Annotated in this window: 16 protein-coding genes; 15 read left to right on the top strand and 1 reads right to left on the bottom strand. The window is 40.4% G+C overall.

Annotation, left to right across the window (positions count from 1 at the left end; all coding sequences use genetic code 11):
• Positions 1-35: 35 nt before the first annotated feature.
• The 12 genes from sufB (at position 36) to ACQ93I_RS02040 (ending at position 10,023) form a co-directional block, all read left to right on the top strand.
• A complete protein-coding gene (gene sufB, locus ACQ93I_RS02095) occupies positions 36-1,481 on the top strand; it encodes a Fe-S cluster assembly protein SufB (RefSeq protein WP_266070044.1) in 1,446 nt (481 codons plus the stop codon).
• Between the two features lie 5 nt (positions 1,482-1,486).
• Positions 1,487-1,897 carry a hypothetical protein gene (locus ACQ93I_RS02090; RefSeq protein ID WP_431696937.1) on the top strand — a complete coding sequence of 137 codons (411 nt, stop codon included), beginning with the start codon at positions 1,487-1,489 and terminating at the stop codon, positions 1,895-1,897.
• 22 nt (positions 1,898-1,919) lie between these two features.
• The gene (gene sufC, locus ACQ93I_RS02085; protein ID WP_431696936.1) at positions 1,920-2,672 is read left to right on the top strand and encodes a Fe-S cluster assembly ATPase SufC; all 753 of its coding nucleotides are present in this window, start codon (positions 1,920-1,922) and stop codon (positions 2,670-2,672) included.
• Positions 2,673-2,726: 54 nt separating this feature from the next.
• Positions 2,727-4,040: a Fe-S cluster assembly protein SufD gene (gene sufD / locus ACQ93I_RS02080; protein ID WP_431696935.1), complete on the top strand. Its 1,314-nt coding sequence runs from the start codon at positions 2,727-2,729 to the stop codon at positions 4,038-4,040.
• A gap of 21 nt (positions 4,041-4,061) precedes the next feature.
• Positions 4,062-5,300, top strand: a complete 1,239-nt coding sequence (locus tag ACQ93I_RS02075) for an aminotransferase class V-fold PLP-dependent enzyme (protein WP_431696934.1) — start codon at positions 4,062-4,064, stop codon at positions 5,298-5,300.
• A gap of 10 nt (positions 5,301-5,310) precedes the next feature.
• Positions 5,311-5,718: an META domain-containing protein gene (locus ACQ93I_RS02070; protein WP_431696933.1), complete on the top strand. Its 408-nt coding sequence runs from the start codon at positions 5,311-5,313 to the stop codon at positions 5,716-5,718.
• Positions 5,719-5,765: 47 nt separating this feature from the next.
• Positions 5,766-6,143, top strand: coding sequence for a SufE family protein (locus ACQ93I_RS02065; protein ID WP_266070096.1), 378 nt, complete (start codon positions 5,766-5,768; stop codon positions 6,141-6,143).
• A 1-nt stretch (position 6,144) separates the two neighbouring features.
• Positions 6,145-6,468, top strand: coding sequence for an SUF system Fe-S cluster assembly protein (locus ACQ93I_RS02060; protein WP_266070050.1), 324 nt, complete (start codon positions 6,145-6,147; stop codon positions 6,466-6,468).
• Between the two features lie 26 nt (positions 6,469-6,494).
• The gene (locus ACQ93I_RS02055) at positions 6,495-6,998 is read left to right on the top strand and encodes a DUF2480 family protein (protein ID WP_431696932.1); all 504 of its coding nucleotides are present in this window, start codon (positions 6,495-6,497) and stop codon (positions 6,996-6,998) included.
• A gap of 3 nt (positions 6,999-7,001) precedes the next feature.
• Positions 7,002-7,904, top strand: a complete 903-nt coding sequence (locus tag ACQ93I_RS02050; RefSeq protein WP_431696931.1) for a DUF3078 domain-containing protein — start codon at positions 7,002-7,004, stop codon at positions 7,902-7,904.
• A gap of 123 nt (positions 7,905-8,027) precedes the next feature.
• The gene (hflX, locus tag ACQ93I_RS02045; RefSeq protein WP_266070053.1) at positions 8,028-9,251 is read left to right on the top strand and encodes a GTPase HflX; all 1,224 of its coding nucleotides are present in this window, start codon (positions 8,028-8,030) and stop codon (positions 9,249-9,251) included.
• 43 nt (positions 9,252-9,294) lie between these two features.
• Positions 9,295-10,023 carry a hypothetical protein gene (locus ACQ93I_RS02040; protein WP_431696930.1) on the top strand — a complete coding sequence of 243 codons (729 nt, stop codon included), beginning with the start codon at positions 9,295-9,297 and terminating at the stop codon, positions 10,021-10,023.
• 75 nt (positions 10,024-10,098) lie between these two features.
• Here the strand turns inward: ACQ93I_RS02040 and ACQ93I_RS02035 are convergent, their stop codons facing one another.
• Complete coding sequence (locus tag ACQ93I_RS02035; protein WP_431696929.1) at positions 10,099-10,224, bottom strand: hypothetical protein; 126 nt, start codon at positions 10,222-10,224, stop codon at positions 10,099-10,101.
• Between the two features lie 169 nt (positions 10,225-10,393).
• Here ACQ93I_RS02035 and ACQ93I_RS02030 point away from each other — a divergent pair, with 169 nt between their 5' ends.
• From ACQ93I_RS02030 to ACQ93I_RS02020, 3 genes are all read left to right on the top strand, one after another.
• Positions 10,394-11,899, top strand: a complete 1,506-nt coding sequence (locus ACQ93I_RS02030; protein ID WP_431696928.1) for a hypothetical protein — start codon at positions 10,394-10,396, stop codon at positions 11,897-11,899.
• A gap of 2 nt (positions 11,900-11,901) precedes the next feature.
• On the top strand, positions 11,902-12,513 hold the full coding sequence (locus tag ACQ93I_RS02025; protein ID WP_431696927.1) for a hypothetical protein: 612 nt from the start codon (positions 11,902-11,904) through the stop codon (positions 12,511-12,513).
• Positions 12,514-12,860: 347 nt separating this feature from the next.
• Positions 12,861-13,478 carry a hypothetical protein gene (locus tag ACQ93I_RS02020; RefSeq protein WP_431696926.1) on the top strand — a complete coding sequence of 206 codons (618 nt, stop codon included), beginning with the start codon at positions 12,861-12,863 and terminating at the stop codon, positions 13,476-13,478.
• Positions 13,479-13,484: the final 6 nt, after the last annotated feature.

The raw sequence follows: 13,484 nt of genomic DNA, 5'->3' as shown, positions 1-13,484 counted from the left end.
TTGAACTTTAAACCTTAAACCAGGAACTCAGAAAGATGGCATATACAGAAGATGATTTAAAAAAGGAGCTCGACAATAAAGAGTATAAGTACGGATTCTACACCGACATTGAATCTGAAACTTTTCCTGTGGGACTCAATGAAGACATTGTGCGGGCAATCTCCCTCAAGAAAAATGAGCCGGAATGGATGACCAACTGGCGCCTTGAAGCTTTTAGGGCCTGGCAGGAAATGATCGAGCCAGAATGGGCAAATGTGCATTATAAAAAACCCAACTTTCAGGACATTTCTTATTATTCTGCGCCTTCAAAAAAGCCAAAATATGACAGTCTTGATGAAGTTGACCCCGAATTGCTGGATACCTTTAAAAGACTGGGAATCTCTCTTGATGAGCAGAAAAAACTTGCAGGGGTAGCAGTAGATGTGGTAATGGATTCTGTTTCTGTAACCACGACCTTCAAAAAAACCCTGGCAGAAAAAGGGATCATATTTTGTTCTATAAGTGAAGCCATTCAGGAGCATCCCGAATTAGTAAAAAAATACCTTGGTACTGTAGTGCCTCAAAAAGACAATTTCTATGCTGCATTGAATTCCGCAGTATTTAGTGATGGTTCTTTCTGTTATATTCCAAAAGGAGTGCGTTGCCCTATGGAGTTGTCTACCTATTTCAGAATAAACCAGGCCGGAACAGGGCAGTTTGAAAGAACTCTTGTGGTTGCCGATGAAGGTAGTTATGTGAGTTATCTGGAAGGTTGTACTGCGCCATCAAGGGATGAGAATCAATTGCACGCTGCAGTTGTGGAGCTTATCGCTTTAGATGATGCCGAAATCAAGTACTCAACCGTACAGAACTGGTATCCAGGGGATAAAGAAGGAAAAGGTGGAGTTTATAACTTCGTGACCAAACGCGGAATTTGTGAAAAGAACGCCAAGATAAGCTGGACGCAGGTAGAAACCGGTTCGGCTGTGACCTGGAAATATCCAAGTTGTATATTGAAGGGAGATAATTCGGTAGGAGAATTCTACTCTATCGCGGTTACCAATGATTTTCAGCAGGCCGATACAGGAACTAAAATGATCCATATTGGAAAGAATACCAGGAGTACAATTATTTCTAAAGGGATCTCGGCCGGAAGAAGCCAGAACAGCTACCGCGGACTCGTGCAAATAAACAGTAAGGCTGAAAATGCCCGAAATTTCTCTCAGTGTGACTCTTTGCTAATGGGGAATAAATGTGGAGCCCACACCTTCCCATATATTGAAGCGAAGAACAAGACAGCAAAAGTTGAACACGAGGCTACAACAAGCAAAATAGGGGAAGACCAGATTTTCTACTGTAACCAGAGAGGAATTGATACCGAAAAAGCGATAGCCCTTATTGTAAACGGGTTTAGCAAAGAAGTACTAAACAAACTTCCAATGGAATTTGCGGTTGAAGCTCAAAAATTACTGGAGATCTCCCTGGAAGGATCTGTAGGATAACAATTATGAAAAAAATATATTTTGCATTACTGGCAGGGCTGTTCATGCTCAATAGCTGCGGGGAAGATTCTGAACCCACAGAGGTTGAGCCACAGGTTGTAGTAGCAAAAGACAGCATACCAACCATAAAAGGAGAATTTATCTTTCTTGCAGATGCTGCAGTGCTTAAGGGTAAAGATTTCATTTATGGAGTACAAATAGATTCATTGAGTCGCGAACTGGCCGACAGTGTTGCGAACTTCAAACAAGATGATTTTGACATGGTGCCGGTTACAGTTAAAGCCCGCATCATTAAAAATCCGCGACAGGAAGGTTGGGAAGAACTGGTAGAGATAAAAGAGATCCTAGAAATCTCGACTAAAGAGACCGATACTTCAGCTGCGCCAAGAATTAAAAAAGACATCGAAAAACCCTGAGGATTCAGGAAATATTGAAATTATGCTTAAAATAAAGAATTTACACGCCAAAGTAGAAGGCCTTAAAATATTAAAAGGCATAGACCTCACTATAAATGCAGGAGAGATCCATGCTATTATGGGGCCCAACGGTTCAGGAAAAAGTACACTTTCTTCGGTAATTGCCGGAAAAGAAGAGTATGAAGTAACCCGCGGAGAGATCAATTTTGAAGGAGAAGAGCTTACAGAGTTTGATGCTGAAGAAAGGGCGCATAAAGGCGTATTTCTATCTTTCCAGTATCCGGTGGAAATTCCCGGGGTTACCGTGACCAACTTCATGCGAACAGTGATCAATGCGAACAGGCAGGCGAAAGGCCTTAAAGACATGCCGGCTAATGAAATGCTGAAGATGATCCGTGATAAGTCTGAACTACTTGAAATAGACCGTAAATTCCTTTCCCGTTCCCTTAACGAAGGCTTTTCGGGAGGAGAAAAGAAGCGAAATGAAATTTTCCAGATGGCTATGCTGGAACCAAAACTGGCTATTCTCGATGAGACAGATTCAGGATTGGATATTGATGCCCTGCGTATCGTGGCTAACGGTGTTAACAAGCTGAGAAGACCAGATAATGCTACACTTGTGATCACTCACTACCAGAGATTGCTCGATTATATCATCCCAGACTATGTACACGTGATGCTTGACGGAAAGATCGTAAAATCTGGAGGAAAAGAACTTGCTTACGAGCTGGAAGAAAAAGGTTACGACTGGGTTAAGGAAGAAGTAGGAGCGTAAGGCGCCAGAAGGCCCTTTAATTTTCCCCTTTTTGGGGAGTAAGAAAAAAGAACAATGGAGCTAAAAGATAAATTATTATCCTCATTTCTGGCTTTTGAAGAGAACGTGAACATGAATAGTGATATTCACGACATAAGAAGCCGGGCCATTAAGGATTTTGAAGAGATGGGCTTCCCCACAAGAAAACAGGAAGCCTGGAAATACACTTCCCTGAACAAGGTTTTGAAGCACGATTACACCGTATTTCCAAAAAAACATGACACCATTGATTACCGCGATGTTGAGCAGTATTTCATAGATGACATTGATACCTATAAGATCGTGTTCATCGATGGGATCTATTCTTCACACCTTTCGGCTACAACACACGAAAAAATCGATGCCTGCCTGATGTCTTCGGCATTGAACAATTCGAAATACAAGCCAATTATTGATAACTACTTCAATACGGTGGCCCCAAAAGAAAGTCTTACCTCTTTAAACACTGCTTTTTCGAGAGAAGGTGCTTTCATCAATATTCCGAAGAATACAATGGCCGATAAGCCCATACAGGTGCTGAATTTCTCTACCGGTAATGAATCGGCCTTACTGGTGCAGCCAAGAAACCTTATTGTTGTTGGGGAGAATTCGCATGTGCAAATTATTGAAAGGCATCAAAGTCTTACAGATCAACCTGTGTTAACCAACTCGGTTACTGAGATCTTTGCCGATAAAAGAGCGATTGTTGACTATTACAAAATTCAGAACGACAATCACAATGCTTCTTTAATTGACAATACTTTTATTGAACAGCACAGGGAAAGCCACTGTTCTGTACATACCTTTTCTTTTGGTGGAAACCTTACCCGAAACAACCTTAATTACTACCAAAAAGGAGAGCGCATAGACTCCACTTTAAAAGGGATTACGGTAATTGGCGGCAAGCAACACGTAGACCATAATACCTTAGTGCATCACACCGAACCAAACTGTGAGAGCCATCAGGATTACAAAGGCGTATTCGCCGAGTCTTCTACAGGTGTCTTTAATGGAAAGATCGTGGTTAATAAAGAGGCTCAGAAAACAAATGCTTTTCAGGCGAATAATAACATATTGCTGGACGATAAAGCGACAATTAATTCCAAGCCACAGCTGGAGATCTTTGCCGATGACGTAAAATGTAGCCACGGCTGTACTATTGGTCAATTAGACGATGAAGCTTTATTTTACCTGCGCTCACGCGGAATTCCGCTAAAAGAAGCAAGAGCACTTTTAATGTACGCCTTTGCCAATAATGTACTTGAAAGTGTAAAAATTCCGGAGCTTAAAGCAAGGATCACCAATATCATTGCCCTGAAACTTGGGGTGAATGTGGGCTACAGCCTGTAACCCGAAACAAAAAACTTACTCATGAAAGTTGCCTCTACCAAAACCCACTTTGATGTGGAAGCCATAAGAAAAGATTTTCCCATCCTCTCCCGGGAGGTGAATGGAAAACCGCTGGTTTATTTTGACAATGCGGCAACTTCCCAAACTCCGCAGCAGGTAATTGATGCTATTGTTGACTATTACACGCGATACAATGCGAACATTCACCGCGGAGTTCACACCCTGTCTCAGGAAGCTACTGATGCTTATGAGCAGGCACGGATAAAAATTCAGGAGCATTTTAATGCAGCTAAGGCCCACGAAATAATTCTCACTTCGGGTACTACCCACGCTATAAACCTTGTGGCAAGTGGATTTGCTTCCCTTCTAAAGAAAGACGATGAGGTCATCGTTTCAGCTTTAGAACATCACAGCAATATTGTACCCTGGCAAATGTTATGTGAGAAAACCGGTGCAAAGCTGAAGGTAATCCCTATGAATGATGAAGGGATGCTTAAAATGGAGGAGTACAAAAAACTGCTTTCTGAAAAAACGAAGCTGGTATTTGTCAATCATGTTTCTAATGCTTTGGGAACTGTGAACCCGGTTGAAGAGATCATCCAGAAGGCTCATGCTGTAGGTGCAGCAGTGCTTTTAGATGGCGCACAGGCGGCACCTCACATCAAAGCAGATGTACAGAAGCTCGATGTGGATTTTTACGTAGTTTCTGCTCATAAAATGTGCGGCCCCACGGGAGTAGGTATGCTCTACGGAAAAGAGGAATGGCTTAAAAAACTTCCGCCTTACCAGGGAGGAGGCGAAATGATTGCCACGGTGACCTTTGAAAAAACCACCTATGCCGATTTGCCACACAAATTCGAAGCCGGAACACCCGATATTTGCGGCGGGATAGCCTTTGGAGCGGCCCTTGACTACATGAACAATATAGGTTTTGAAAAGATTGCTGCCTATGAACATGAGCTCCTGGAATACGCTACCCAAAAGCTGCTGGAAATAGAAGATTTGAAAATTTACGGAACTTCTTCAGACAAAACAGCGGTCATCTCTTTCAACATTGGAGAGATCCATCCTTACGACATTGGCACCATTATAGACAAATTGGGAATTGCCGTAAGAACAGGCCATCATTGCGCTCAACCGGTAATGGATTTCTTCAGGATACCCGGTACAGTAAGAGCTTCTTTCTCTTTTTATAACACTAAAGAAGAAATAGATACATTTGTTGAAGCAGTAAAAAAAGCAAAACAAATGCTGTCTTAAATTACGGTAAATGAAGAAAATACTGCTTTTAATACTTTCTGTAATTTCCCTTTCATGTGCTAATACCATAGACACTGTTACAGAAGAAATTCTTGATGGCAATTACAGGGTGATAACAATTCCCGGCCACGAATCTCTGCCCCGAGATATTGTTTTCAACTTTAATCCTATGGCAAGTAAACTTTCGGGAAATACGGGTTGTAATGATTTTTCAGCGCATTACAATCAGCAGGGGAACAATCTGGAATTTTCCACCCCTATGAATACAAGAAAGTACTGCAAGGGAAAAATGGAGGTAGAAAGACAAATTCTGTCTTCCTTCGAGAAGGTCTCAAAACTGGATCACACTGGCAATGAATTTGTTATTTATTCCAACAATGATGTACCTTTAATGACTTTAATTAAAATAGAACAGTAGTGAGCAACATAAAAGAAATACAGGACGAGATTGTAGATGAATTCGAGATGTTTGATGACTGGATGCAACGCTACGAACACATGATCGAGCTTGGAAAGTCTCTGCCGCTCATAGAAGAAAAGTACAAGACAGAAGACAACCTTATTAAAGGCTGCCAGAGTAAAGTGTGGGTTCATGCCGAACTGGAAGGAGACAGGCTTGTTTTTACAGCCGATAGTGATGCCATTATTACCAAAGGCATCATCGCTATTCTCATTCGCGCCTATTCTAACCAGCATCCCAAAGATATTATAGAAGCTGATACTGCTTTTATCGATGAGATTGGCTTAAAAGAACATTTGTCCCCTACCCGGGCCAATGGTCTTGTGAGCATGATAAAGCAGTTAAAAATGTATGCAGTAGCATATCAAACCCAATTAAATTAAGATGGAACACGCACAAAATTCCGAAGTTTTAGGAGAAAAGATCGTAAGGGTTTTGAAAACCATTTACGATCCCGAAATTCCGGTAGATATATATGAACTGGGGTTGATCTATGACGTAATGGTCAATGAAGACAACGAGATCAAGATCCTTATGACCCTAACTACTCCCAACTGCCCTGTAGCCGAATCTCTTCCTATGGAAGTAGAAGAGAAGGTAAAATCTATGGACGAGGTAAAAGACTGTGAAGTAGAGATCACTTTTGACCCGCCATGGAACCAGGACCTCATGAGCGAAGAAGCAAAGCTTGAACTGGGAATGCTTTAATAAACAGAACTATCTTTTAAATTTTTATGGCTGAAGAAATTATAAACCGCGTAGCAAACAGCAAACTTGTAACTGTTGACCTGGAGGAACTTTATCCTGCAGGCGAGCGGGTAATCTTTGACATAAAAGACTGGCTTCTGGAAGGTTTTGTGCTTAGGGAAAAAGACTTTAGGGCTACTGCAAAAGAACACGACTGGTCGCAGTACAGCAATAAGTACGTTGCCCTTACCTGTTCCAGTGATGCCATTATTCCGGGCTGGGCTTATATGCTGCTCAGTACCTACCTTGCTCCATATGCCAAAAAAGTGGTTACGGGAGACCTGTCAATGCTCGAAACAGTACTTTATACAGAGATCCTGCAAAACCTTGATGTTTCTAAATATGAAGGGCTGCCGGTAATTATAAAAGGCTGCTCGCGCCGCCCTGTACCTCAAAATGCATATCTGCAACTTATTAATAAACTTCAGCCGGTAGCAAAAAGCATCATGTATGGCGAAGCCTGTTCATCTGTACCGCTGTTTAAAAAGTAGTACATGAAGAAATTTTTACTTTATACTTTTATTTTATTCGGATTTGTGGCAAACGCCCAGGACGAAAATAACGACAAGAATGACACTCCGCCTGATGGTTGGTCTTCCGAAGGAAAATTCCAGCTACTCTTTAACCAGTCGGCTTTTAATGCGGAATGGACCGGCGGCGGAACTTCGAGTATGGCTGCAAACCTGGTGCTTGATTACAGCCTGAATTATAGAAAAGGGAATTTGACCTGGGACAATAAATTCCTTGCCAACTACGGTCTTACAAAACTGAAGGGGGATGAATTTACCCGCAAAACCAGCGACCGTCTCGAGATCAACAGTATCTTGGGGAAACAAATGGAAAACTCCAACTGGTATTACTCCTTTTTCACCAATTTTAGAACGCAGTTCAGCAAAGGTTATGTGTATTCTCAGGATCAGGAAACCGGGCTGCCTGTCCGCCGTGAAACCACGCATTTCATTTCTCCAGCCTACCTTCAGTTTGGGCCAGGTATGATGTGGAAAAAAAGTGAGGATTTTTGGTTTAACCTGGCACCTGCCACAGCAAGGTTTATCTTTGTAGACCCAGATTTTACTTCAACTCCCGGATATGTTGACGGCTCCTACTACGGTGTTGATACCAACAAAAGTAGCCGCTTTGAACTGGGGGCTTCGGTAAGTTCTTATTTCAAATATGAGGTGATGACCAATGTTACCATGGAGCATAATCTTAGCCTGTACTCCAATTATCTCGACCAACCCGAAAATATTGATATTGATTACCTACTCAACCTCGATATGGGGATCAACAAATATCTTTCGGCTAACTTGATCTTTCAGGCCATTTACGATGATAATATTGTAGGCGCATTTCAGGTAAGGGAAGTTTTTGGAGCAGGATTCACCTATACCTTCTAAAAAAGGCATTTTCAGAAGAAATTTTTCAGCCTTAAATTTAGCTAATGTTTAAGAGCTCTCGCAGTTCGCGGCTTCGGCTTGTAAAAATCATTTGTGTAACTTTGTTTCCATAGCTCAGCTTGTATGTTAGAAAAAAACGATTTAGAATACGAAAAAGTTGTGCTCATTGGGATCGTCACCCGCGAGCAGAACGAAGAAAAACTCGAAGAATACCTTGACGAACTTGCATTCCTGACTTACACTGCGGGAGGCGAGGTCAAAAAGCGTTTTACGCAGAAAATGGACATGCCCAACCCAAAAACCTTTATAGGTACGGGGAAGATGGAAGAAGTGCGTCTCTTTGTTTCTGAAAATGAGATAGGAACTGCCATTTTTGACGACGAACTCTCTCCTGCGCAGCAAAAAAATATCGAAAAGATACTTAACTGCAAGGTGCTGGACAGAACGAACCTTATTCTTGACATTTTTGCCCAGAGAGCCACAACAAGCTACGCCCGCACACAGGTAGAGCTTGCGCAGTACCAATATCTTCTTCCAAGACTTGCCGGGATGTGGACTCACCTGGAACGCCAGCGTGGGGGTATTGGAATGAGAGGTCCCGGGGAAACCGAGATTGAAACTGACCGCCGAATTGTACGTGACAAGATCGCCCTTCTCAAGAAAAAGCTGGAGACCATTGACAAACAAATGGAAGTGCAGCGTGGAAACCGCGGACAACTGGTGAGAGTGGCTTTGGTAGGTTACACCAACGTTGGAAAATCTACATTGATGAATGTGATTAGCAAGAGTAAGGTCTTTGCTGAAAACAAGCTTTTTGCCACCCTCGATACTACGGTTCGAAAAGTGGTAATCCGCAATCTCCCTTTTTTACTGACAGATACTGTTGGGTTCATTAGAAAATTACCGACACAGTTGGTAGAATCATTTAAATCTACGCTTGATGAGGTACGCGAAGCCGATCTTTTGCTGCATGTGGTAGATATTTCCCATCCGCAGTTCGAGGATCATATTGCTTCGGTTAACCAGATTATGGCCGAGATCAAAAGTGGTGAAAAACCGACTTTGATGGTCTTCAATAAAATTGATGCTTATGAAGCCGAAAAGATCGAGGAAGATGACCTGATGACCGAAAAAACAAGCTCCCACTACACTTTGGCAGAATGGGAAAACACCTGGATGAACCGTCTTGGCGATAATGTGCTGTTCATTTCGGCCCTCAACAAGGAGAATATGGAAGAGTTCAGGAAAAAGGTTTATGAGGCAGTAAGAGAGATTCACATCACCCGTTTTCCTTACAACAATTTCCTTTATCCTGAATACGATACCTATACAGACGAAGAGGAATAATTTCTGAAAAATTCAGTATTTTAGAGGAGCTAATTCTCTGAACATGAAAAAATTACTATTCCTGCCCTTGCTGATGTTTTTCAGTATGGCAACTGCCCAGAACCTGGAGGGTTCATGGGTTCTTGTAGAAAGAGATCATCAGCCTGTTAATGACCGGGAGACGGTAAGGATCTATATGGACAATTATTTTGCACAGGGCACCAAAGAAGCCGGTACAAATAAATTCATTAGCGCTGCGGGCGGGGAATATACCTTAGACGACCTCTATACCGAAACCTACGATTTCAATACCGAAGATATCACGACTTTAGGAGAAACCCGACAGTATGAACCGGTTGAAATTCAGAAGAACCTGCTCAACCTTACGGCTGAAGATGGCACTACCTATACCTGGAGAAGAATATCAGACGACACCAACGACCTCTCCGGAAACTGGGTGATCACAGGCAGACAACGCGACGGGGAACTTAACCGCAGTACGCCCGGCGCCAGGAGAACCATAAAGATACTTGGCGGCGACCGCTTTCAATGGGTGGCATTTAATTCCGAAACGGGAGATTTCTCGGGAACCGGAGGCGGCACATACACAGCTGAAGACGGCAAATACACAGAAAATATTGAATTCTTCTCAAGAGATGACAACCGCGTTGGCGCCAGCCTGAATTTTGATTACAAAGTGAAAGATGGAGAATGGCATCACAGCGGTAAAAGCTCTAAAGGCGACCCTATCTATGAGATCTGGTCTCCTTATGCCGAAGCTTATAAAGAGTAGTTTTTTTATAATTTATAAGACCTCACAGGTTTTGAAAACCTGTGAGGTCTGCTCCATATTACTTTCCCTTCAGGGTTAGGAGGCTTCCACGGTCGCCTTCACATCCAGGGGCTGTAATACTTTCAGCGCTTTGTCTACCGAAGTTACTTTCTCAAACGTCAGTAATAACCTCAACCCGCTGCGGGTTTTCTTTTCTTTCATGGTGCGCAGCTTTTAGAATGAAAAAATCACAAAGACCACTTTTATAAAATTTTTCTTGCCTAATTCAAAAAAAAAGAGAGATTGCCCTATCTATTGCATTTTTGTCGCAGCACGACTCTGCCCCCCTACCTTAAATGCAGGTTTTAAATAATCTTCTAAAAATTATGAAATGAAGAAAATTTACCTGCTCTTATCGATTGTAATATTAATTAGCTGTGAGAAAGAAGAAATTCTAACCGCATCAAACGACGAAATCAACTATAGTGTTGAAGAAATAGACTATAAAGAATTACCTTCATACGTCCACAAGAGCTTTTTAAATATTAAGGGAAAAACAGCAACTAAAAAATCTGATTCCCATACAGGTTTCGGGAGTGCCAAAACCAATGTGCCTAGTAAAAAAATAAAAAATAATTATGGATTTTTTAGCTATACCGTTCCATTAAGCAAGGTCTCAACAGAGATAATAAATGAGACCTATTTTGATAACCTGGTGATTAATGAATTAAATAGTAAGGAATTCACCATGAGAATTTTAAGATATAAACCCGATCCAAAATGGCTCCTTTCAAAAGATAAACTTCTACCCTATTCAGGATTAATCGAATTTTATACTATTGAGGGAGAAAAAATCGGGGAAATGGAATTAGAAAACGGGAAACAAATTCATACAAAATCAATTCAAAAAGGTTTTTCTACCACCTGCACATATACATTTGGAAATGAGATTTGTTCAGGTTCAGGTTCTACAGAAAGATGTCTTATTACTTATTCCGAAAGCTGCACAACAACTTACACACCAGAAGAAAGAACAAATGAGTCAATTGATGATGGTAGTGAGGGATCATACTCTGGTGGAGGTGGAGGTACAAGCAGTGGAGGTACTACCACAAGCCCTATACTGGAAGAAAAGGAGGAGGACCCAACCAACACAGAATGTATTATGGATAGTAATGGAAACTGTTTTGGAGAAATAGAGAAGCCCACAGAGGAAGAGGATAAAATCAATACAGACAATTTGAATAATGATTGTGTAGAAGGTATTATAGAAAAATTACAGGTGAAAGACTCTCAATTGTCAGTTATTCCTGACTTAGGTACTGAAGTAAGCCATCTTTCACAAATTATTCTAGATCTTTTCAAAACATCTAATGAATATCATTTAAATTTTAAAATTGGAGATGCAACTAACGCTAATGGGCATGCGCGTAATGCATATACTTCTCCAAGCTCCAATCGTTTAGGAGAATTTACGTTTACCATAACTTTAGACCAAGGTTATATTGAAAACGCTAGTCAACTTGCCATTGCACGTACGATCATTCATGAAAGTCTTCATGCTTATCTAGGTTATTTATACCAAGATGATCCCACGACAACTTTCATGCAAAAACTAAATAGATATCGAACAGAAAAAAGTAAATTAGGTGAACATGAGTTTATGACACAATTTACAGAAGCCATAGGCGCTTCTTTGGCATCATGGGACAATCATTCCTTGGACCACATTTTAAATTATTATGAAGCATTAGGTTGGTCTGGTGATATGTTAAAAACTACCGCCTTTGACAAATTGGATGAGGATTTTCAAGAATTAATTAAAGAAGCTAATAAAGCTGAGGGAGATGCAATAAATAAAGCAACAACCAATGCAAAAGGTGAGAAATGTCCTTAAATATGAATAGAATAAAATTAACAATATTATTAGGAATCTTATTTCTTTCTTGCAGCACAGTAAGAAGTATCAAGAATTCCGGAGAAATTACTAATGTTTTGAAAGCCTTTAATGAAAAGCACTCAATACCATCAGGACTTTATTTTAAATCGGTCAACATAAGTCCTAATAACCCTGATATATCTCGAAAAAAATTTATTGAAAAACCAGGGAGTTTGATTATTGATAATTATAGTGAGAATTATATGCAACGATGGTTGAAAAAAATCGATTCATTAACCAATCTTGTTGCATCTCACAAAAGAGATAGTGCTGTCACTATAATTAATGAAAAATTTAAAATCAACACTGAAAAATTATTTACAGAAGATGATAGGTATTATATGTTATCCCAAATAGAACAAAAAAATATTAAATGGAAGAAGATAGCTTTAACGCCGCTCCATCTTACCAAGTCAAAAAAGGCCATTAAAGCTTCAATTCCTATTTTCACAAAAGACCACCAATTGGCAATTATTTTTGTAACTATGCCTGGATTTGAAGGTTTAGAGGTATACAAAAAGCTACCGGCAGGCTGGGAATTTTATTTTGGCTCTACCTTATTAATTGAATAAAAATTTCTTCCTTAGTTATTGAACAACCTCTCCAAAAAATCATTTTTTGAGAGGTTTTATTTTCCCTCCATTTCCACTTTCGCCTTCTGCAGCACTTTTAAAGCTTTATCTACCGTGTCACTTTTTCAAATGTCAGCAACAACCTCAACCGCTACGGGTTTTCTTTTCTTTCATCGTGCAGCTCTGCGAATGCGTTTGCACATATTGCAGCTCCTCACGAAGAAGTTTGTTTAATAGAAAATACAAAAAAAAACTTCTTAATTTGGAGCATTGCATTTTTGTCGCAGCAGGACACTGCCTCGCTACCTTAAATGCAGGTTTTTAAATAAACTTCTAAAAATTAAGTCATGAAGAAAATTTACCTGCTCCTTATTCTTTTAACCTTCCTGGCGGCTTGTCAAGATAATTTAACTAAGAATAAAAATTTGGCGGAGCAGGAAATTATATCCGTGTTATATGATTCCCTGGCAAAAAAAATACCGCCCCCACCGCCAAATTTTCAAGGCATGGACAAAAAAGATTCCTTAAGAATTTTAAACCAGTACACTTCCATCATAGATTCATTGAAGGCTGGCAAGCAGATAGTGGGTATAATCCCAAACATGCAACCCTTAGAATCCAGGTTGGATATTATGGATTTTAATTTTAGTAAGAGAGAATTAATTCACCGCCTCAATTCTTTGCAAGATCAAAAACCTCTGAATATTGCAGAATTAAGAACATTAAGAAGCGATTCTGTCGTAGAATTTGGAGAACAGCATCTAAGAGAATTCTCAGCAGATTATTATCAAATAAATAAATTACTATCCTTTTCCAGAATCTCTTTTAATGAAGCAGGAAATGAAGCGGCTGTCATCGCCAGTGTAGGAACAAGTAGATTGGCCTCCTTTACAGCAATATATTTTTTTCGGAGGATTAGTGATAAATGGACTATTGTGGACTCTAAAGGCTTATCAATGTCCTAATTCCAG

It is taken from the genome of Salinimicrobium sp. WS361 (assembly GCF_050750585.1).
In the GTDB taxonomy this organism is placed as follows: Bacteria; Bacteroidota; Bacteroidia; order Flavobacteriales; family Flavobacteriaceae; genus Salinimicrobium.
The sequence above is the reverse complement of the archived record's forward strand: the minus strand, read 5'-3'. Positions and strand labels throughout refer to the sequence as shown.